17 protein-coding genes are annotated in these 20,869 nt (G+C 39.0%); 13 read left to right on the top strand and 4 right to left on the bottom strand.

Annotated elements, in window-relative coordinates; genetic code table 11:
• The first annotated feature begins 14 nt into the window (after window positions 1-14).
• From mepM to O7C57_RS11410, 8 genes are all read left to right on the top strand, one after another.
• Window positions 15-1,352, top strand: coding sequence for a murein DD-endopeptidase MepM (mepM, locus tag O7C57_RS11445; RefSeq protein WP_163861866.1), 1,338 nt, complete (start codon window positions 15-17; stop codon window positions 1,350-1,352).
• A 109-nt stretch (window positions 1,353-1,461) separates the two neighbouring features.
• Window positions 1,462-2,436, top strand: a complete 975-nt coding sequence (gene lpxM / locus O7C57_RS11440) for a lauroyl-Kdo(2)-lipid IV(A) myristoyltransferase (protein ID WP_196713063.1) — start codon at window positions 1,462-1,464, stop codon at window positions 2,434-2,436.
• 1,252 nt (window positions 2,437-3,688) lie between these two features.
• The gene (locus O7C57_RS11435) at window positions 3,689-4,573 is read left to right on the top strand and encodes a LysR family transcriptional regulator (RefSeq protein WP_269723165.1); all 885 of its coding nucleotides are present in this window, start codon (window positions 3,689-3,691) and stop codon (window positions 4,571-4,573) included.
• A gap of 167 nt (window positions 4,574-4,740) precedes the next feature.
• Complete coding sequence (locus O7C57_RS11430) at window positions 4,741-5,271, top strand: fimbrial protein (protein WP_269723164.1); 531 nt, start codon at window positions 4,741-4,743, stop codon at window positions 5,269-5,271.
• A 179-nt stretch (window positions 5,272-5,450) separates the two neighbouring features.
• Entirely contained in the window at window positions 5,451-6,113 is a 663-nt protein-coding gene (locus tag O7C57_RS11425; protein WP_154635600.1) for a fimbrial biogenesis chaperone, read from the top strand.
• A gap of 11 nt (window positions 6,114-6,124) precedes the next feature.
• Complete coding sequence (locus tag O7C57_RS11420; RefSeq protein ID WP_269723163.1) at window positions 6,125-8,614, top strand: fimbria/pilus outer membrane usher protein; 2,490 nt, start codon at window positions 6,125-6,127, stop codon at window positions 8,612-8,614.
• Between the two features lie 8 nt (window positions 8,615-8,622).
• Window positions 8,623-9,642: a fimbrial protein gene (locus O7C57_RS11415; RefSeq protein ID WP_196713066.1), complete on the top strand. Its 1,020-nt coding sequence runs from the start codon at window positions 8,623-8,625 to the stop codon at window positions 9,640-9,642.
• Between the two features lie 117 nt (window positions 9,643-9,759).
• Window positions 9,760-10,194: a hypothetical protein gene (locus O7C57_RS11410; protein ID WP_154623150.1), complete on the top strand. Its 435-nt coding sequence runs from the start codon at window positions 9,760-9,762 to the stop codon at window positions 10,192-10,194.
• Between the two features lie 179 nt (window positions 10,195-10,373).
• On the opposite strand, the gene pyk is transcribed toward O7C57_RS11410, so the two are convergent.
• Both pyk and O7C57_RS11400 read right to left on the bottom strand, forming a co-directional pair.
• Window positions 10,374-11,816, bottom strand: coding sequence for a pyruvate kinase (gene pyk / locus O7C57_RS11405; protein ID WP_154623149.1), 1,443 nt, complete (start codon window positions 11,814-11,816; stop codon window positions 10,374-10,376).
• A gap of 413 nt (window positions 11,817-12,229) precedes the next feature.
• Window positions 12,230-13,075: a MurR/RpiR family transcriptional regulator gene (locus O7C57_RS11400; protein WP_154623147.1), complete on the bottom strand. Its 846-nt coding sequence runs from the start codon at window positions 13,073-13,075 to the stop codon at window positions 12,230-12,232.
• A 406-nt stretch (window positions 13,076-13,481) separates the two neighbouring features.
• Here O7C57_RS11400 and zwf point away from each other — a divergent pair, with 406 nt between their 5' ends.
• Window positions 13,482-14,957 (top strand): glucose-6-phosphate dehydrogenase, encoded by a 1,476-nt coding sequence (gene zwf, locus O7C57_RS11395; RefSeq protein ID WP_163861864.1) that lies wholly within the window; start codon window positions 13,482-13,484, stop codon window positions 14,955-14,957.
• Between the two features lie 109 nt (window positions 14,958-15,066).
• Here the strand turns inward: zwf and pdxK are convergent, their stop codons facing one another.
• A complete protein-coding gene (gene pdxK / locus O7C57_RS11390; protein ID WP_269723162.1) occupies window positions 15,067-15,915 on the bottom strand; it encodes a pyridoxine/pyridoxal/pyridoxamine kinase in 849 nt (282 codons plus the stop codon).
• A 639-nt stretch (window positions 15,916-16,554) separates the two neighbouring features.
• Between pdxK and mdtJ the strand changes: the two genes are divergently transcribed.
• Together mdtJ and mdtI are read left to right on the top strand one after the other, a co-directional pair.
• On the top strand, window positions 16,555-16,962 hold the full coding sequence (mdtJ, locus tag O7C57_RS11385) for a multidrug/spermidine efflux SMR transporter subunit MdtJ (protein WP_154623143.1): 408 nt from the start codon (window positions 16,555-16,557) through the stop codon (window positions 16,960-16,962).
• A gap of 2 nt (window positions 16,963-16,964) precedes the next feature.
• Window positions 16,965-17,297, top strand: coding sequence for a multidrug/spermidine efflux SMR transporter subunit MdtI (gene mdtI / locus O7C57_RS11380; RefSeq protein WP_154623142.1), 333 nt, complete (start codon window positions 16,965-16,967; stop codon window positions 17,295-17,297).
• A gap of 69 nt (window positions 17,298-17,366) precedes the next feature.
• On the opposite strand, the gene O7C57_RS11375 is transcribed toward mdtI, so the two are convergent.
• Window positions 17,367-17,714, bottom strand: coding sequence for a RidA family protein (locus O7C57_RS11375; protein ID WP_154623141.1), 348 nt, complete (start codon window positions 17,712-17,714; stop codon window positions 17,367-17,369).
• A gap of 159 nt (window positions 17,715-17,873) precedes the next feature.
• Here O7C57_RS11375 and O7C57_RS11370 point away from each other — a divergent pair, with 159 nt between their 5' ends.
• Window positions 17,874-19,799 carry an ATP-dependent DNA helicase gene (locus tag O7C57_RS11370; protein ID WP_163863593.1) on the top strand — a complete coding sequence of 642 codons (1,926 nt, stop codon included), beginning with the start codon at window positions 17,874-17,876 and terminating at the stop codon, window positions 19,797-19,799.
• 123 nt (window positions 19,800-19,922) lie between these two features.
• The gene (tsaB, locus tag O7C57_RS11365) at window positions 19,923-20,618 is read left to right on the top strand and encodes a tRNA (adenosine(37)-N6)-threonylcarbamoyltransferase complex dimerization subunit type 1 TsaB (protein ID WP_251464236.1); all 696 of its coding nucleotides are present in this window, start codon (window positions 19,923-19,925) and stop codon (window positions 20,616-20,618) included.
• Window positions 20,619-20,869: the final 251 nt, after the last annotated feature.

The following is a 20,869-nucleotide window of genomic DNA, read 5'->3' as shown; positions in this document are numbered from 1 at the left end:
GAAGGAATTGTTTAGTGCAGCAAATGGCTAAAGGACTTGCACAGGTTTACGGTAGCCTGTCCAAGTCTCACAAAATCATGTTAGGGACATTAACAATAGCAACATTGGCCGTCGCGATTTGGCGGCCAGCGCATTTACCAACAACTAACTCTGATACCGAAAATTCTGTAGATACCGTTATTCCTCTTACATTTGCACCTTTAACGGATGCAACCGATGACATTATTCAAGATAGTAGTGATCAACTACCTGATGAAGGTGTCGCGGATGGTGATGGTAGCGAAGGGGAAACCGATGGCGCACCAATCCCTCATGAATATGTCGTTGCCAGTGGTGACAACCTTTCAAGTATTTTAACCCAATTCGGCATAGAATCAGGCGATGTTGCGACGTTAGCAAACCAGCATAAGGCGTTACGCAACTTAAAAATTGGTCAAACGTTAAATTGGGACTTAACAGAACAAGGCGAACTTGCCACACTCACATGGGAAGTCTCTCGCCGTGAAACACGTGTTTATAGCCGTGTTGGCAGTACCAATAAATTTGAAGAAAAGAAAGAGATCCGTACTGGCGAATGGCAAAACAGTGTTTTACCGGGTGTCGTTAATGGTAGTTTTGCCCAAAGTGCAAGCCAAGCGGGTTTGACACGTAGTGAAGGCCGTGAAGTGATCAAGGCTCTCCAGTGGCAAATTGATTTTCGTAAACTGAAAAAAGGCGATAAGTTTACCGTTTTAATGAGCCGTGAAATGCTGAATGGCCGTAACGAACAGAGCCAGCTCGTTGGTGTGCGTTTGCGTAGTGGTGGGAAAGATTATTATGCATTCCGTGCTGAAGACGGTAAATATTACGACAGTGAGGGGAATGGTTTAGAGCGTGGCTTCCTGCGTTTCCCTACCGCCAAACAATTCCGTGTATCATCACAATTTAATCCTCGTCGTGTTAACCCTGTAACAGGTCGTGTGGCTCCCCATAAAGGGGTCGATTTTGCCATGCCAGTAGGAACACCCGTTCTGGCTGTTGGTGATGGTGAAGTTATTGTGGCTAAGTACAGCGGTGCTGCGGGGAACTTCGTTGCTATTCGTCATGGCCGCCAATATACCACGCGTTATATGCATTTGCGTCAGCTGCTTGTGAAACCAGGGCAAAAAGTTAAACGTGGTGACCGTATTGCGTTATCAGGGAATACAGGGCGTTCAACGGGTCCACATCTGCATTTCGAAATGTGGGTTAACCAGCAAGCTGTCAACCCTCTGACAGCGAAATTGCCTAGCTCAGGTGGTTTAACAGGGAAAGAGCGTAAAGAATACTTAGCTATGGTGAAAGAAACGAAACCACAGTTAAAGCTTAATTAAGCATCTCACTACTGGCAGATAATTGATATCTGCCAGTTTTTTTTGTAAAGCTTCCACTTGTTATCGTTTTAAGCTATAAAAGAGCGCAAATAGTTCTTTTAGGTACATCATGAATAAAGACAAAGATACCGATAGTAAATTAGGCTATGTGCCTACCTTTCATAAATCCTATTTACAGCCTAAATATTGGGGTGTTTGGCTAGGTGCCGGCGTGTTTGCTGCTTTAGCCTATATACCTGTTAAAATTCGGGATCCCATGTTGGCTAAAGTGGGGAAATGGGTAGGCAAATTGGCGAAAAGTGCACGTCGTCGTGCAAAGATAAATTTATTATATTGTTTTCCTGATTTGACAGAGCAGGAAAGAGAGCAGCTAGTTGATAAGATGTTTGAAACTGCCCCCCAATCATTTGTGATGCTTGCAGAGCTTTGCCTTCGTGGTGCGAATAAAACACTAGCGAGAACACATTGGCACAATCAAGAGATTATCGATAATTTAAAACAGCAAGGAAGTCATGTTATTTTCATGGTGCCTCATGGATGGGCTGTAGATGCACCCGCAATGTTACTCGCTGCAAAAGGCCATAAAATGGCAGCCATGTTTCACCATCAAAAAAATCCAGTAGCAGATTATTTATGGAATAAAGCACGCTATCATTTTGGTGGTCGTTTACATTCTCGGGAAGCGGGGATTAAGCCGTTTATCGCCTCTGTACGCCAAGGTTATTGGGGGTTTTATCTACCCGATCAGGATCATGGTGAAGAGCACAGTGAATTCGTGGATTTTTTTGCGACCTATAAGGCGACATTGCCAGCGGTGGGGCGCTTAATGAAAGTCTGCAAAGCCAAGATAGTTCCTTTATTTCCAGTCTATGACCATCGTACACATCAACTGCATATTTATATTCGACAGCCGATGGATGATATTGATGGACAAGATGATCAATACATTGCCAGAAGAATGAATGAAGAACTGGAGTTCCTTGTTGGTCCAAATCCTGAACAATATACGTGGATACTTAAGTTATTAAAAACCAGAAAAGGTGATGAAATAGAACCTTATCAGCGTGATGATTTATATCGATAGTCGCGGCTCAATACTCGCTTATTTCTGACGTACTTAACGAAAAAAACACTTCAACATGTTATTAAGGTTGAAGTGTTTTTCTTTTTTAGCCGATATATTTTATTGTATAGACTTTTCTTATCCTTTTTTAGTAATCGAATTACGATTAATGCCGTAGGTATTGTGAGTAATAAAAAAATAAAAAATATTTATTTTTTACTATTATGGTTTTTTTCTTAACTTTTAATATGATTTATTTATGTCAAATATATTTAGATGTTATTGATAATAAATGAAATTATTATTATGCCGTCAACATGAAATGCCTTGTTTTTTATGTGGGTATACACTGTGAATAGTACAATGTTAAGTAAATTATCAAGCGAAAAGGTCAAAAATCCTTATCAATGACCAATGTAAGCCATATGATGAATAAATTACACGTGTGAGGGGATATTTAAGAAATTAATCTCTTGAAAAGGAAAGGAGGGATTATTATAAATATCAGTAAATGGGTTGTTTAAATATGATAATCTTTAACTGAAGTTAATATTGGTATAAGTTTTAGGGAAATACGGAAAGATAAGAAACAAGACATCGAAATAACCTGAAGTTTTTATATCAGAATCCGGTAAAGCGAATGATAGAGAATGTCTCATTTAGTAATGAATAAAAGTCTTTATATTATTTCTATTTCATCTCACATCGGGCGAGTGGGCTGTCGAGGACATAATAATTAAAAATAATTTGTCACTTTGATATAATGAAATATTTTTAATTATCAAGATGTATATATCTGGCTTATTGTAGTGCCTTAAGTTGAATTTTGTTTTTGGTTTTTTATAAATAATTATATATTAATCCATTTTGTTTGTAGCAATTGAAAGCTTGGAGTTGAAAACTCGCTTTTAATTTTTATGAATATTCAATAGTAATCATCCTAATATGACTAATTTATTTTATAAACCGTATTAAGAGACTTTACTTTAATATTATATTGAAATCTATTTAATAAACTTATTTTATATTTTTATTTTATAGCATCAACGCCATTATCTAAATCAGATGTCTTATTTTTCATCTTAAAATAAGCAAGATAGTTAATTTATAAAAGAACTCATTCAGTTTCATGATGTTTCTTGACTTAAATATTATTTAACTAATGATGGTAAAATATACTGTAAGTGCTTATACCTATTAACGAGTGTTAAATATGTTGATATATTTTTATTAAATAATAAAAATTGAGTCCAAAAATTGATTTGGAGATGCTATGGAAAAAACTCGAACTACATTGGACCAATGGATTACCTTGCAAGCTGTCGTAGATTGTGGCGGGTTTGCACAAGCAGCAGAAGTATTACATCGAACCCAATCAGCGATTAGCTATACAATCAGCAAACTTGAACAAACATTAGATATTGAAATATTTTCATTAGAAAAAAGGCGGGCAGTTTTAACGCCAAAAGGGGAAATATTATTAGCATTATCTCGAGAACTGACAAATAAAGCGATCTCATTAGAAAATAAGGCTAAATCGCTGAATAAAAACAATAATTCAAAAATAAATTTGGTGATTGATACTCTTTACCAAACAGATAATATTTTAAATAAAATGGGGGGATTTATTCAAACACACAGAGACTATGATATTGATATTGCTAAGCAAGCCATAGCAAAATCGGATATATTCTCCTTAAAGGATTATGATATTTTAATTACCCATCATTATGTTGAAATTTTAAACCCTATTTTTTTAGAGAAAGTAGAGGCTGTATTAGTTACTGAACCTGAACATATGTTACAACATGTGGAGGATGCTCAATTATTGGAAAACCTATCTAAACACGTAAAAATTGTTCTGGAGTCTTCAATAGAAGATGCTGTTAAAAGCGCTCAAACAATCAAAGCGGCATCATTAGAAACAGTCATTGGACTGGTTGAAAGTGGTATAGGTTATGCTTGGCTACCGAAAAATTTAATACAAAATCAACTGAGTAAAAACGCATTAAAACAGCTCAAAATAACAACGGATAATATTTATTATAGTTTTTATTTGTATGTTAATAAAAACTCGTTAGCTCAATATGTGTTAGAAGAGTTTATTAATCAGTTTAAATATAATAGCTCAAATTTTTACCAGTCATTAAAGGATTAATCAAAATAATACATTTATTGTTTTGATATAATAACAAAAAATTCAATGTAATAGGATGTTAACTAAATAAACGTCTGGTGTTATATTTCCATCGCACACTTGTATGTAGTAAATATATTATTAATACGGTGGCATTAATATCAGAACATCTAATTATAGGAATCGATATGAGTATTCTAAAAAAATCCTTAGTAACTTTAGGGGTGGCTTTAGCTGTAACAACTTCTCCGGCTGTGTTTGCTTCAGGAACTATTGAGTTTACAGGGGAAATTACAGATTTAGCCTGTGCTGTGGATAGCAGCTCACAAAATTTAACGGTTGATCTTGGTAAGGTATCATCAAAAAGTTTAGCCACAGCAGGGCAAGTAGCAGGTTTAAAAGATTTCACAATTAAGTTGATTGATTGCCCTGCGAATGCAAAAGTGACGGTAAGATTCGGTGGTACACGCGATAATAACGATCGCGATATTTTGCAGATTGCACAAACTACAGGCCAAGCAACACAGGTAGGTATTGCTTTATTTGAAAAAGATGCCACAACGCAAATTAAATTATTTGATGATTCAAAACTGGTTGAATTTACCAATGCGGCAGGGGATTCTGTAGAACTAGACTATGTTGCTCGTTATAAAGCAACGGTTACTGCGACAGCAGGTTCAGCAAATGGTACAGCGATTTATAGTATTCAATACCAATAACAAATATATACTTTAAAATTCTAATTACATTTAATCGATAAGCCAAAACTATTCTAAGCAACATAAATAATAACGTTGTTTGGAGGGAATGAGCATGTCAGTCATATGCTAATTTGAATAATAGGTATAGAGGGTAACAAAGTTACCCTCTCATTCTAAATACAAAAAATGGCCTTATTATGAAGAAAATGATTTTTTCAGCAGTTTTTCTTTTATTTTCTATTTCACACTTAGCTTCAGCTGCGGGGGTCAGTGTCGGTGGAACGCGTTTTGTTTACCAAGAAAATAAACGTGAAATTGATATCCCTATTTATAATAGTGATAAAGAAAAACCATTTCTTATTCAAAGCTGGGTAAGCCCATTTGAAGGAGAAGGTAAAACACCTTTTGTTGCGACACCACCATTATTTCGTCTTGAGCCTGATAGTAATGGGGCGGCACGTATTTCTTATGTTGGTGAGCCGATTGGCTCAAATCAGGAAAAATTATATTTATTAAATATAAAATCAATTCCACCTAAAGATTCGAAAATTGAAAATCAATTGCAAATAGTTATTAATTCACAGTTTAAGCTGTTTTTAAGGTCGCAAGACATTGAGCCATTTGACTTTAGTAAAGTTATTATAGAAAAGAAATCAGATGGCGTTGTCATCAATAACCAGACACCATACCACTTGTCAGTAAGAGATATATTGGTTGATGGCGAAAATATTCAAGGTGCTGATCTTATCTACCCTAATTCAAAAGAATATGTGATCAAAAAAACAATAAATAATAATCAGAAAGTGGTTGTTAAATTTATTAATGACTATGGCGCGATTATTGAAAAAACATCTAATTAAGAGTATGAAAAATGTCTGCCTTAAGTTATAACAGTAAGAATCTATACCACTCAAAAATATTTATTGCGGTCAGTATAATCTTATATTCTAACAATGCTAATACAAAAGATGTTTTTGATATAAATGCAATAAATACAGGCATAGAAAGTCAAATTGCGGACGTAAATAGTTTAGATTACTTATCCTACTCAGGAGGACAAGTACCAGGAAACTATCATGTAGACATTTATGTTAATGATAAATTTGTTGATGAACAACATTTACGTTTTATCTTTGATGAGCATAATAAAAAACTATCCCCTCTCATATCCAAAAAAATGTTATTAAGTTGGGGGGTTAAAAAAACAGCAAGTCAAGCATTTAACAATATCAATGATGAAGATAAAGTTACGGATATTTCTGCGACAATACCAGGAGCCTCTTATTCGTATGACTTTGGAAATAGTAGACTTAAAATCAGTATTCCTCAAATAGGCTTAGATAACTATAGCCGTGGTTATGTTGATCCTAATGAATGGGATGATGGGATTAATGCTGCTTTTGTTAATTATAATATTCGCCATAACCAAAATTGGTATAAAGACCGTGATGATACAAATAACACTTTTGTTGGCTTACGCAGTGGAATAAACGTGGGGGCATGGCGGTTACGTAACCACAGTAATTACAGCCGTACTTCTAATGAAAGTCACTGGAATAATTTACAAACATATATAGAAAGAGATATTCGTTCACTGAAAAGCCATTTAACAATTGGAGAAACCGCCTCTGATAATGGGGTTATGGAGAGTAATCCGTATCGTGGAATAAAATTAGCTTCAGACGAAAGTATGTTACCACAGAGTCAACGTGGCTTTGCGCCTGTTGTTCAAGGTATTGCTCAAACGAATGCTGTCGTGACGATACGCCAGAATGGCAGTGTGATTTATCAAACGACAGTGCCACCAGGGGAATTTGAAATAAATGACCTCTATCCTACATCGTATAGCGGGGATTTAGAGGTTCAAATTGAAGAGGCAAATGGAACTATTCGTTCATTTATTCAGCCTTTTTCTGCTGTCCCTATGATGCAACGTGCGGGCGCATTAAAATACAGTGTCGATATTGGTAAATATAATGCTGATAATGCTTATCGTAAGCCTAATTTTGCTCAGGCATCGGCGATATATGGTTTACCTTATAATTTGTCGATTTATGGTGGATTTATTTTATCGAAAGATTATCAGGCATATACAGCAGGAACGGGGATAAACTTAGGTAATATCGGTGCTATTTCTGCGGATATAACACAGTCAAAAACAGAATTAATTGATAAAAAAGAGGCTCAAGGCCAATCATATCGAGTGCAATACTCAAAATATTTACCTGGTACGGGAACGTCATTTTCTCTTGCATCATATCGTTATTCGACAAAAGAATATTATGATTTTTCATCATCAAATAATGATCTTTATGCGAGTGGCAGAAAAAAACAGCAGTTCCAAGCATCAATATCCCAATCACTGAAAGATATGGGCTATTTATCACTCAATGGCTATCAGCAATATTATTGGGATCGAAGCGGAGTTGATAAAAACTTAACAATAGGTTTTAACTCAAATTATAAACAGATTAATTACGGTATCTCTTATTCATATACTAAGCAAGAATACACGAATAACAACAATGAAATGTTATCAGTTAACTTTAGTATTCCGTTTACTATTGGACAGAAAAATAACTGGGTTAATTATCGCTATAATACGAGTCGAAACGGCGACTCTATCAGCTCGGTGAGTGTCAGCGGTACGCGTTTAGCGGATAATAATTTACAGTTTGATGTAACACAAAATTATAACCATAGCCGTCATGAAAATAGTGGCTCGGTCAGTGGTAATTATGTTGTTTCATCAGGGGAATATAGTGCTGGTTATAGTTATGATCCCCGTTATCAAAATGCGAACCTTGGGGCATCAGGTGCATTACTGTTGCATTCAGGTGGGGTGACGGCGGCTCGCAATATTTATGATTCAGCGATTTTAGTGAAAGCAAAAAATATTAATAATTTGCAAGTAAACAATGCGCAGGCACTTTATACCGACTCATGGGGTTATGCGGTTGTTCCCAGTGCGACCCGTTATGAAAGAAATAAAATCAGCGTTGATCCCTCTACATTAACTGGAAATAACGACGTGGGGTTAAGTACAACGACAGTTGTGCCAACTCGAGGTGCTATTGTATTAGCTGATTTTAAAGGAAAACGGGGGGCTCGTGTCATGCTCAAATTAACTCACCATCAGCAACTTATACCTTTTGGTGCACAGGTTACCGTGTTTGTCGATAAAGATGAAATAACGACAGGTATTGTGGCAAATGATGGTGAAGTGTATTTAAGCGGTGTTCCTGAACAAAGCTTAATTCGCGTTCAATGGGGAAGCCATATAGAGCAACAATGCCAATTTCCACTTACGATTGATCTCAATAACGATAAAATTCAGTTTCTGGCAAGAGACTGCCAATAGGAGCGGACATGAACAAATTATTATTACTTGGTTGTACATCGATGCTTCTATTTACACAATCAGCTGCGGCAGAGTTTAGAGCATTATTTAAAAATTTACCCTATACAGTTAACACGCCTATTTATGTCTCAAGGACAGCACCTGTAGGTACAGAACTTGCTTCGATTGAATTGGGGACCTATACCGCTTGGAGTTGGAGTGGTGTGACAGACCCTGTTCAGGTAGGTCTCTATTTTCCATCCTTACCGGGGAATTCACCAAAATATAATGGTGCCTATGTGAGAGAACTCAATAACTCCGGTGTTGGTTATGCATTATATGGTAATGTCATCAGTCCATGTACAGGGCATGCTTATGTTGATGGTTTAAATACGATTGACGGTAATGTGGATAACAGAATGATATGCCAAGTGAACTCAAGTTCTGGTGAATATATCGTATCTTTAAAAATAGTTTTTTATAAGATGCGCAATAATGTGAAGACTCAAGTGCTACCCGCGACCCAAGCTGCGATGTTAATTATTTATAATAATGGATTTAAAACTAGGGACAGTTATGGGAATACGGAACCGAAAGTGAGTTTAGGGCCCGTTAATATCATATCAACAGGCTGTGAAGTGATTAACAATAATATTGTTGTACCATTTAATAGCGTGGATAAAGGAAGTTTTTCAGGCGTAGGGAGCGTGAGTCCAAATAGCGTTAAAGATTTTAAAATAAATCTTAGTTGCGACCCAGTATCACCGATTAAGATCACGTTTACAGGTACAGCTGTTGATAATAGTTTAACACCTGGAACAATTGCGTTAAATAACCCTAGTGATATCAACACAGCTAAAGGGTATGGTATACAAGTTAAGTACAAAGACCAGCCAATTAAAATTAATCAAATGATGACAATAGAAGAGCGAAATTCAGCAACAGGCCTTTATAGTATCCCATTGCAAGCTGCCTATATTCAGACATCAAATAATACGCAAGCAGGTCAAGCAAATGGTACGCTCCAATTTAATTTGCAATATCATTAACTCCCAGAAAAATCGGACAGATTAATTCGCCATAATTCGCTATAACTCATGAGAAGCCCACATTGATAGGGGGTTGGGCTTCTTGTTATTTTTATTGTGATGAAGCTGAGGTCTGCAATGGCATTTGATAGAATGGATTGGCACTATGGTGGGGATTATCCCGAAAATTTGTCGCATGAAAATGCGGGAACACATATTGGTTTTTATCTGGCATGGCTTATTCAAAATGGATTAGTGGGTGAATTTCATCAAGAAGAATCCGTTGATGAAATCGCGGCAGTTTGCGCCCGTAAAATGGATGGTCGCACATTTTTAATCTCAATGTGCGATGAAAAATTTATTGATGAAGATGTCAATGAAGAAGGTTTAGCATTCACCGAGTTTTATTATCAGGCTGAAGAGGGCGGCTATTTCGACGATTATGAACGCATTTTAGCGAAAGGATTGCCAACGGTATACCATGTTGAGAATACATGGGAAAATTACGATAAAATAGCAACTGTGATTGCAGCGGCTTTTAATAATTGGAAAGATCGTCAGTCTTCATTCTAATTAAGTGATAACGAGCTGACTAATTCAATCACTCTGGGTATGGAAATAGATATCCAAAATGGATTTATCCCTGTTCACTGAATAACACAACTAGAACGGATGTTTTACTCTATTTGCATTGCCCACTAAAAAGGGAGCGTTAACGCTCCCTTTTTGTTTAGGAAAATAACCGTTTGGATTTATTCCACTTCTAAAATACGGCAAGTGTTTGTACTACCAATAGTGCCCATCAAGTCGCCTTGAGTCACTAAAACCAGGTCACCAGACATTAAATAACCGTTGTCACGTAGACGAGTGACGGCTTCATTTGCTGCGGCGATCCCATCGGTGTGTGTGCTACAGAAAACCGGCGTGACACCACGGTATAGTGAAGACTGATTAAGTGTTTTTTCATGGCGAGACATCGCAAAAATAGGCAAGCCGGAACTAATGCGAGACATCATACGGGCAGTACGACCCGATTCAGTCATAGCGATGATTGCTTTTACCCCTTTAAGGTGGTTGGCAGCATACATCGTTGACATCGCAATCGCTTCTTCTGGTGAACTAAATTCCGCATCTAAACGGTGCTTAGAAACATTGAGGCCAGGCATTTTTTCTGCCCCTAAACACACTTGTGCCATGGCGGCGACAGTTTCGGCTGGATATTGCCCTGCCGCCGTTTCTGCTGATAGCATAACGGCATCTGTTCCATCAAGAACAGCGTTGGCAACGTCCATGACTTCTGCACGTGTTGGCATTGGGTTAGTGATCATTGACTCCATCATTTGTGTCGCGGTGATCACTACACGGTTAAGTTGACGTGAACGACGAATCAGTTTCTTCTGTACGGCCACTAACTCAGGATCACCAATTTCAACACCTAAGTCACCACGAGCCACCATGACAACATCAGACGCAAGGATAACCTCATCCATGACTTCGTCAGTGGCAACAGCTTCAGCACGTTCTACTTTGGCAACTATTTGACATTCACAGCCGGCATCACGGGCTAAGCGGCGCGCATAATTTAAATCTTCGCCTGAGCGTGGGAAAGAAACCGCAAGGTAATCAACACCTATTTTTGCAGCAGTGATGATATCTTCTTTGTCTTTATCGGTGAGGGCTTCAGCAGATAACCCTCCACCTAGTTTATTGATGCCTTTATTATTAGAAAGTTGACCACCAACTGTCACTTCAGTAAAAACTTGTAAACCTTGAACTTCACGAACCTTGAGTTGGACACGTCCATCATCCAGTAACAGAATATCACCAGGAACGACGTCAGCGGGTAAGCCTTTGTAGTCAATCCCGACTTTTTGTTGGTCGCCTTCACCTTTACCAAGCGTGGCATCAAGGATGAATTTATCACCAACATTTAAGAATACTTTGCCGTCTTTAAATGTAGACACACGAATTTTAGGACCTTGTAAATCACCAAGAATGGCAACATGTCGACCTAAACGAGCAGCGATTTCGCGCACTTTATTGGCGCGGAGAATATGGTCTTCTGGAGTTCCGTGAGAGAAGTTAAGGCGTACAACGTTGGCGCCGGCGTTAATAATCTTTTCGAGATTATTATCACGATCGGTAGCTGGACCTAGGGTAGTAACAATTTTCGTTCTTCTAAGCCGTCTAGTCATGTATTACTCCGTTGACCTGTAATGGTGTTAATTTATTGAATGAAATGACTTCATACTTCAATTGTATGCTTTATATCAAAAATGCTATCTTGCCCATGACAGAAACCTATCCATTCAGGATCACTTCTCGTTTCTGCTTGCACATAACTTGAACCATTTTGCGTATTTTCGAGACCTTTTTGCGACAAGTTATTGTGCTGACACGAGCACAGCTATTATATACTGCTAATTAGTTAATGCTATCAGGTCTGCAAAACTATTAAAGCGATACTCGTTATATTCCACGTTGCCACCCCCTTGGTCACCTCCATCTGTGTGGCTTCTCGTATTATTACCGTACCTAATGGCGTATTGATTTGTCACTTTGCTATAGCTTGAGTTATTTAGCATCAATAATCAAAAAGCAGTTATCGCTACACGCTATCAAACCGCGAATCGCGTAATGCTTCTTTGACCCGTTTCAAGTTATCTCTAAATTTTTCACCTCTTCTTAAGGTAAAACCTGTTGTTAGCACATCAATAACGGTTAGTTGCGCTAATCTAGATACCATAGGCATGTACATATCAGTATCTTCAGGTACGTCGATGATGATTGAAAGGGTGGCAACGTGAGAAAGTGGGGAGTTATCGGAAGTAATTGCGATGACAGTCGCATCGTTATCTCGGGCTAAACGTGCCATATCGACTAACGCTTTTGTTCTGCCAGTATGTGAAATCAAAACGATAACGTCTCCCTCACTACTATTTATACAACTCATCCGCTGCATAACAATATCATCGAAATAGATGACGGGAATATTAAAGCGGAAAAATTTATTCATCGCATCATGAGCGACAGCAGCAGAAGCACCAAAGCCAAAAAAGCTAATCTTGCGAGCTTGGGTGAGAAGGTCAACAGCTCGGTTAATCGCTGTAATATCTAAGGTATGTTTGACATTATCTAACCCTGCCATCGCAGACTCAAAAATCTTATGGGTGTAGGTATTTACTGTGTCGTTTTCTTCAACATTACGATTGACATAAGGGGTGCCATTGGCAAGGTTTTGAGCTAGGCGCAGTTTGAAGTCAGGAAATCCTTTGGTATCCATCTTGCGGCAAAAGCGGTTAACGGTGGGCTCACTCACATCAGCCAGTTGAGCAAGGGTTGCAATGCTAAGATGGATAGCTCGCTGTGGCATACCTAAAATAACTTCGGCAACTTTCTTTTCTGATTTACTTAAAAAATCGAGGCTGCTCTTCATTTGTTCTAAAATATTCATATAACGAAAGTGCCTATTTCATCAAAAGGAGAAATTTTTCTGCCATAAAGATACTCTGTATTTTATTAATATCGTTTTTGAAGGCAGTGTTTATAACAGGAATATACTATGGGTTATGGTTAACCTATCCGAATGTTCCAAGTTTGTGGCGTAATTTTTTACGAAACTATGAGCTGTATCTAATTTTCATCTCAGTCAGTTCACTGACGGTTTTGTTATTTTATTACAAATGCTGTCACCATTCAGTTATGATGACACGAGCCACGTTTGTTGTTTTTTTCAGCATAAAAACTGTGATCAGTATCATCAATATTTACTGAGTACCTTCAAAAGGGTACATTAGCGGAACATCTGGCTAATTTTGTAACAAAATTACAATAAATTCCGCAAATTGAGGAGAACCAATATGGCGGTAAATAATGCTGCTCAAGCCTGTGACTTGATTATTTTCGGCACCAAAGGAGACCTCGCTCGTCGTAAATTGCTTCCATCTTTGTATCAGTTGGAGAAAGCAGGCTACATTCACCCAGACACGCGTATTATCGGTGTTGGCCGTGCGCAGTGGAGCCAGAGCGATTATATTGAATTTGTTGAAAAAGCATTCAGCGAATTTTTGAAAGAAGACCTTGATCCGGTACTGTGGGAAAAACTTAGCGCACGTTTAGATTTCTGCAATCTAGATGTTAATCAAACTGAAAATTTCGATAGTTTGGCACAAATGCTTAAGCAGGATCGTCATCCCGCGATCCACTATTTTGCCATGCCGCCAAGTACGTTTGGTGCAGTTTGCCAAGGGCTGGGACATGCAGGATTAAATAAGCAACCTAACCGTGTTGTTATGGAAAAACCTTTAGGCACGGATTTAGCTTCTTCACAAGAAATTAATAATGAAGTCGCTAAGTATTTTGATGAAAGCCAAGTCTATCGTATTGACCACTATCTCGGAAAAGAAACGGTGCTTAACTTGTTGGCGCTTCGTTTTGCTAACTCGCTGTTTATCAATAACTGGGATAACCGAACCATCGATCATGTACAAATTACGGTTGCGGAAGAAGTCGGTATCGAAGGTCGTTGGGGCTACTTTGATCAGGCAGGGCAAATGCGTGATATGGTGCAAAATCACCTATTACAAATTTTAACAATGATTGCCATGTCTCCTCCCGCAGATTTGACGACCGATCGCATTCGTGATGAGAAGGTTAAAGTCTTACGTTCACTACGTCGCATTGACCATACGAATGTTAGAGAAAAAGCAGTTCGCGGCCAATATACCGCTGGTTTTGTTCAAGGTAATAAGGTGCCTGGTTATCTTGAGGAAGAAGGCGCTAATAAGCAAAGTATGACCGAAACCTTTGTGGCATTGCGTGTCGATATTGATGATTGGCGTTGGGCTGGCGTGCCTTTCTACTTACGGACAGGCAAGCGTCTGCCTGCAAAATGTTCAGAAGTTGTGGTTTACTTTAAAAAACCTGCGCTGAATATTTTTTCAGAAAGTTATCAGGAGCTTCCACAAAACAAACTCACTATCCGCCTACAGCCTGATGAAGGTATTGATATTGAGATCATGAATAAGGCACCTGGGCTCGATCATAAACATCGCTTGCAAACAACGAAGTTGGATTTGAGTTTCTCAGAAACATTCAATCAAACTCACTTAGCGGATGCTTATGAGCGTTTATTGCTCGAAGCAATGCGCGGTATTCAGGCATTATTTGTTCGTCGCGATGAAGTGGAAGAAGCATGGAAATTTGTTGATTCCATTATGGACGCATGGGCAATGGATAACGAAGCACCTAAACCATATCAAGCGGGGACTTGGGGGCCTATTGCTTCTGTCGCTATGATCACCCGTGATGGGCGTTCATGGAATGAATTTGAATAATAACGTCTAATATTGTTTTTATAAGGCCAGTTGTTGCAGAGATAAGCCAACTGGCCTTATTGATTGACGTGATATCAACGGCGATTTATCACATTCTTGTAGGTCGCCATTAAAGCACCAATTCACTGCGACCGGTTGCCGCCATATGAATAATTCCTTGCTCAATGCGTAAACAGGCCATTTTCGCGGCATCGGGCACGGATAACCCCGCTAATAATTGAGCTGTTAGCTCCGCACCAAATAAATCACCTGTGCCTTTGGGGGTGACTGGGTAACGTTTATGGCGGATAACTGACACATCTTGCTTCGTGACACAAACGACGTCGATATTCTCTTCATCGGGTTGAAATGCGCTGGTAATAATGACCCATTGAGTATGCCCCTTTAATAAACTACGGGCAGCTTTAGTTGCATCATCTAAAGTTTGTATCTCTTGGCCACTGAGCGTTGCTAACTCAAATTTATTTGGAATGATCCCTGTCGCAAGTGGAATAACGTCATTTCGATAAACGTCAGCGATTTCAGGTGGTATGTAGAAGCCGCTGTCTTCATCGCCCATAACGGGATCGACGATCACGGGGATAGAAGGGTGCGTTTTACGTATAGCAGTTAGCCACTGTGCTAAATCATGTGCTTTGTTTTTAGAGCCTAAGTAACCCGTTAAAATGGCACGTACACCCGCCATACAGCCACGTTCCACTAAGCCACTTAAGTAACCGCGAAACCACTCTGAAGGTAACTCACCACCATGGCAAGTCGCGTAATGTGGAGTATTGCTTAAAATAACCGTTGGTACAGCGGCAACGCGCAAGCCTTGTTTCATTAATGCAGGGACGGCAATGCTATTACCGACACAGCCATAAACAACCTGAGATTGGATAGAGATGACATCATAGGGGAGTGGTGTCGCATTTGTGTCGTTTTGAAAACTATTAGAGGTGAGGTTGAAGGTAGCCATTTATCTCTCTTTCGGACGAAATACATATTTTACGAATATGACTCATATAAGAAGCCTGTTTGTTGTTGAAGTCAATGATAAACAGTTGATGTGTTGTCTAATAAAAGAAAACAGTAAAAAATGTATTTTTATCAATAAAAAATAAGGTTATTTAGTGAGGGTTTTTTGGTTGTTTATTCGCTATCTTATGAACAATACTGAGGTTCTTGCGGTTATAGATGCATAATTATGCAATAAAAATTCATTATAAAAAGCTGTTTATATTCATTGACTTAATATTTTTGGCATGCTAAAAATAGCATGTATTAACAATTATATGAGGGTTCGGAGTAACTTGGGTGGATGTCCATCCGATGAAATGAATGAGATATCATGCTTAGCGTGAATAGCATTAAAATCAGTAAGTCACAAAGAAGAACAACCCACAGACTTTTCCTTTCAGCTATCCTTTCCAGTGAGCATCACTGGTGCGGTGCTTTATAGCGTCTCTCTAAAATATTCACTTTGCTGAATAAAATCAGCATTTTCTTGATATTTATTATTTTTTTATACTCGCATGAAATTTTTCGCTGACGAAAAGTGCGTTTTTTCTGTATGAAAAAAAAGCAGGCATGCGGTTGTCTGTAGAGAGATTATATAATGATATATTGGATATTTTTAGTATTATCTATTATCGCCGAAGTGACCGGTACTTTATCCATGAAACACGCCAGTGTCAGTGGTGGCTATACCGGAATGGTCGTCATGTATGTCATGATCGCACTTTCCTATATTTTATTGGCTATTGCGATTAAAAAAGTGGCGTTAGGGGTCGCGTATGCCTTATGGGAAGGCATCGGTATTTTATTCATCACCACCTTTAGCGTACTGTGGTTTGGTGAATCACTCTCACCAATGAAAATCGGTGGGTTAATCTTGCTAATCGTCGGTATTGGATTGATAAAATTTGGTACTAAAAAGGCTGTCGCCACTAAGTCATCTCAAAAAGCACACACCGCTGTTAAATCAAGCAGCTTGACACAATCGATGACGAAAACGGAGGCCTAATTATGGATATGCAATTTGAATGGTGGCACGGTGCCTTTTTGGTATTAGCAGTCGTACTTGAGATTTTAGCGAATATCTTGTTAAAAATGTCGAATGGATTTAAACGTTACTGGTTAGGTATTCTCTCATTATTAGCGGTATTAGGGGCATTTAGTTCCCTTGCTCAAGCAGTAAAAGGAATCGAGCTGTCAATCGCTTATGCACTGTGGGGGGCGTTTGGGATTATCGCGACAATTGCCGCGGGATGGATACTTTTCAACCAAAGACTCAACTACAAGGGTTGGGGCGGCATTGCGGTACTGCTACTAGGAATGGTACTCATTAAAATGTCATAAAAAACAAGCGCCGATACCGTGTGTATGCGGCGCTTTTAATATTTTATATGTATTAATCCATCCTATTGGCTAATCAATCGCCGCAACGATTTTAATTTCCACTTTATACTCGGGTTTCATTAGTGCCGCTTGAACTGTACAACGAACAGGCGCGCTACCTTCAACAACCCATGCATCCCATGCTTGGTTCATGCCAGCGAAATCAGCTTTATCAGCTAAGAAAATAGTGGCATCTAAGATCTTACTCTTATCAGAACCAACACGTTGTAGAAGAATATCAATAGCGGAGAGTGTATCTGTGGTTTGCGCAATAATATCAGCATCTAAATTTTCAGGAACGCTGGTGTAGTAAACAACATTATTGTGAATAACCGCTTCAGACCAACGCTTATCTGGATCTATCCTTTCAATCGTCATTAGGGTTCCTTAGTGCTTTATCTATGAGTTTTTTTAAGAATAACAGTTAGTTCTATTAATGAAAATCCCTTCTGGCATGAATACACCATTTAGCTCAGCAGGTGAGGGCAAGACATGGTAAAGTAATCCTCTTCAAATTGAATGATTAATAGGTTTGCGGTGTACGACGATTTCTCTTCTGATGGCTTTTTAGCGAAAACAATCCCTGGGTTTCAACCACGTGCAGCGCAGGTGACTATGTCTAATGCTGTCTCTGAAGCCATTGCAAAACAGCAAGTGCTAGTGGCTGAGGCGGGGACAGGTACAGGTAAAACGTTTGCGTATTTAGTTCCTGCATTACGATCAGGTAAAAAAGTGATTGTTTCAACAGGCTCGAAGGCATTACAAGATCAACTTTATCATCGTGACCTACCGACGATTATTGATGCGATGCAATATACCGGTCGTACAGCATTGCTCAAAGGTCGTTCTAATTATCTGTGCTTAGAGCGTTTAGATCAGCAATCATTAGGTGGTGGCAGCCTTGAACCTGAAATTCTCTCTGCTGTTGTACGGTTGCGTAGTTGGTCAATTGAATCCGAATCAGGGGATGTGAGTACGTGCCATGATATTGCGGAAGATCATGCCGTTTGGCCGCTAGTCACCAGTACTAATGACAACTGTTTAGGCAGTGATTGCCCTCGTTATCAAGAGTGCTTTGTTTTAAAAGCGCGTCGTAAGGCATTAGATGCCGATATCATAGTGGTAAACCATCACTTATTTATGGCTGACCGCGTGGTGAAAGATACGGGGTTTGGTGAGCTGATGCCGCAAGCTGATGTGATGATTTTTGATGAAGCGCATCAAATCCCAGATATCGCTAGCCAATACTTTGGTCAACAATTAAGCAGTCGCCAATTGTTGGATCTTGCTCGTGATATGGTAATGAGTTACCGAACAGAGCTTAAGGATCTGGTTCAGCTACAAAAGAGTGCAGACAGGCTAACTCAAAGTACCTTAGATTTTCGTTTAAATTTGGGGGAAAACAGCTTTCGAGGGAATTTACGTGAATTATTAAAAACGCCCACGGTACAGCGAGCGTTAACACTACTCGAAGATTCCCTTGAGCTTTGTTATGAAGTCATTAAAACGTCACTAGGGCGCTCACAAACATTAGATTCTATTTTTGAACGAGTAACACTGTATCGCAATAGACTCAATAGGTTGAAAGAAGTCACTATTCCAGGTTACAGCTACTGGTTTGAAAGTTATGGTCGCCACTTTTTATTAGCATTAACCCCTCTGACGGTAGCAGATAAATTTAGTGAAATGATATCTAGCGCCCCAGCAAGCTGGGTATTTACCTCCGCGACATTATCAGTCAATGAGCAACTTAACTATTTTACAGATAGATTAGGAATTGATTCAGCCAAAACATTATTATTAGCAAGTCCTTTTGATTATCAAAGCCAAACGTTACTTTGTGTACCGCGTTTTCTGCCAGAAACGAATCAAAAAGGCATCGCACAAAAACTGGCTACCATGTTAAGACCCCTGATCATCAAAAACCAAGGGCGTTGTTTTTTCTTATGTACATCACATTTGATGATGCGTGAATTAGCCGAAGAGTTTAAAGTGACCTTGACTCTGCCTGTTTTTATGCAGGGGGAAACGAGTAAAAATAAATTACTGACACAGTTTATTGAGGCAGGTAATGCCGTATTGGTCGCGACGAGTAGCTTCTGGGAAGGCGTCGATGTTCGTGGAGATGATTTAACCTGCGTTATTATCGATAAATTGCCTTTTACTGCGCCAGATGACCCCCTATTACGAGCGCGTATTGAGGATTGTCAGCTAAGAGGAGGGGATCCTTTTGCTGATGTACAAATCCCTGATGCCGTGATTACGTTGAAACAAGGGGTTGGGCGCTTGATCCGTGACACTAGCGATTATGGTGTGATTGTGATTTGTGATAATCGTTTAGTAACGCGCCCATATGGTGAGGTTTTCTTGAACAGTTTACCGCCATCGCCAAGAACTCGTAGTTTAACTAAAGCGATTGAGTTTCTTGAGAAAAAAAGAACTGATATTAATAATAGTAAGTAAACCAAGGCCATAAGGGCTTTTTTGTACTCTTTCCTCTTGAGTTTATGCTACTATAAATCGCATTTTCAGGTCACTGTTGACAGGCAGTGGCATCAAACCTAATTCATTTGCCGGAGTTGTGGCATGTCGAGCCGTATTCTTGCTGTTGATACAGCAACAGAAGCATGTTCAGTCGCATTATTATGCGATGGAGAAATTATTTCTCGCTTTGCAGTTTCACCACGAGAGCACACTCAGAAAGTGTTGCCCATGGTGGAAGACGTTTTATCACAAGCGGGGCTTTCGTTAAGTCAACTGGATGCATTAGCATTCGGGCGGGGACCGGGTAGTTTTACGGGCGTTCGAATTGGTGTGGGGATAGCTCAGGGGCTGGCGTTAGGAGCTAATTTGCCAATGATCGGCATTTCATCGCTAATGACATTGGCTGAAGGAGCATATCGCGTTGGAGGTCATGCTCGGGTATTGGTCGCAATCGATGCTCGAATGACAGAAGTGTATTGTGCTCAATATCAACGTAATGCAGAGGGAATATGGCTTGGCGAGGACAGTGAAGCGGTCATGAGTCCAGATCTTTTCCGTGATAAAATTAGCCAACTTACTGGGGAATGGAGCCACGCAGGGACAGGTTGGCAAGCCTATCCACAATTACAAGATAACGATATTGTCTTGAATGATAGCACTGTTGAATTGCCAACAGCACAAGATATGTTGCCTATCGCTGAGCGTTTATGGCGAGCAGGTAAGGTGGAGTCAGTGGAAAACGTGGAACCCACTTACTTACGCAATGAAGTGACGTGGAAAAAACTGCCTGGTCGTTAATGCGTTAATTTTCAGTTGTTGTATTTATTTTAGGGTTATTTAGCGTATTAAAATTATGAATCATTTCAATTTAAATAATCTAAATTGGAATGATTTTTTAATTAAATGATTAAAATAAACAAATAGAAATTGACTAAAGGTTCTGCAATACGTCTATAATTGACTTGATAGTACATTTCTCACTCAGCCCATTGAACATATCGTGTGATATACGATGATATTCATATTAATCCTTGCCGTCTGAATTTATA

Source organism: Providencia sp. 21OH12SH02B-Prov, assembly GCF_027362595.1.
Lineage (GTDB): Bacteria > Pseudomonadota > Gammaproteobacteria > Enterobacterales > Enterobacteriaceae > Providencia > Providencia zhejiangensis.
The sequence above is the reverse complement of the archived record's forward strand: the minus strand, read 5'-3'. Positions and strand labels throughout refer to the sequence as shown.

Bases quoted from the DNA above. Each gene is read 5' to 3' on its own strand.
- O7C57_RS11410 (WP_154623150.1), top strand. From the start codon at position 9,760: ATGGCATTTGATAGAATGGATTGGCACTATGGTGGGGATTATCCCGAA.
- lpxM (WP_196713063.1), top strand. From the start codon at position 1,462: ATGAATAAAGACAAAGATACCGATAGTAAATTAGGCTATGTGCCTACC.
- O7C57_RS11415 (WP_196713066.1), top strand. From the start codon at position 8,623: ATGAACAAATTATTATTACTTGGTTGTACATCGATGCTTCTATTTACA.
- zwf (WP_163861864.1), top strand. From the start codon at position 13,482: ATGGCGGTAAATAATGCTGCTCAAGCCTGTGACTTGATTATTTTCGGC.
- pyk (WP_154623149.1), bottom strand. From the start codon at position 11,816: ATGACTAGACGGCTTAGAAGAACGAAAATTGTTACTACCCTAGGTCCA.
- O7C57_RS11420 (WP_269723163.1), top strand. From the start codon at position 6,125: ATGTCTGCCTTAAGTTATAACAGTAAGAATCTATACCACTCAAAAATA.
- mdtI (WP_154623142.1), top strand. From the start codon at position 16,965: ATGGATATGCAATTTGAATGGTGGCACGGTGCCTTTTTGGTATTAGCA.
- O7C57_RS11425 (WP_154635600.1), top strand. From the start codon at position 5,451: ATGAAGAAAATGATTTTTTCAGCAGTTTTTCTTTTATTTTCTATTTCA.
- pdxK (WP_269723162.1), bottom strand. From the start codon at position 15,915: ATGGCTACCTTCAACCTCACCTCTAATAGTTTTCAAAACGACACAAAT.
- tsaB (WP_251464236.1), top strand. From the start codon at position 19,923: ATGTCGAGCCGTATTCTTGCTGTTGATACAGCAACAGAAGCATGTTCA.
- O7C57_RS11435 (WP_269723165.1), top strand. From the start codon at position 3,689: ATGGAAAAAACTCGAACTACATTGGACCAATGGATTACCTTGCAAGCT.
- mdtJ (WP_154623143.1), top strand. From the start codon at position 16,555: ATGATATATTGGATATTTTTAGTATTATCTATTATCGCCGAAGTGACC.
- O7C57_RS11400 (WP_154623147.1), bottom strand. From the start codon at position 13,075: ATGAATATTTTAGAACAAATGAAGAGCAGCCTCGATTTTTTAAGTAAA.
- O7C57_RS11375 (WP_154623141.1), bottom strand. From the start codon at position 17,714: ATGACGATTGAAAGGATAGATCCAGATAAGCGTTGGTCTGAAGCGGTT.
- O7C57_RS11430 (WP_269723164.1), top strand. From the start codon at position 4,741: ATGAGTATTCTAAAAAAATCCTTAGTAACTTTAGGGGTGGCTTTAGCT.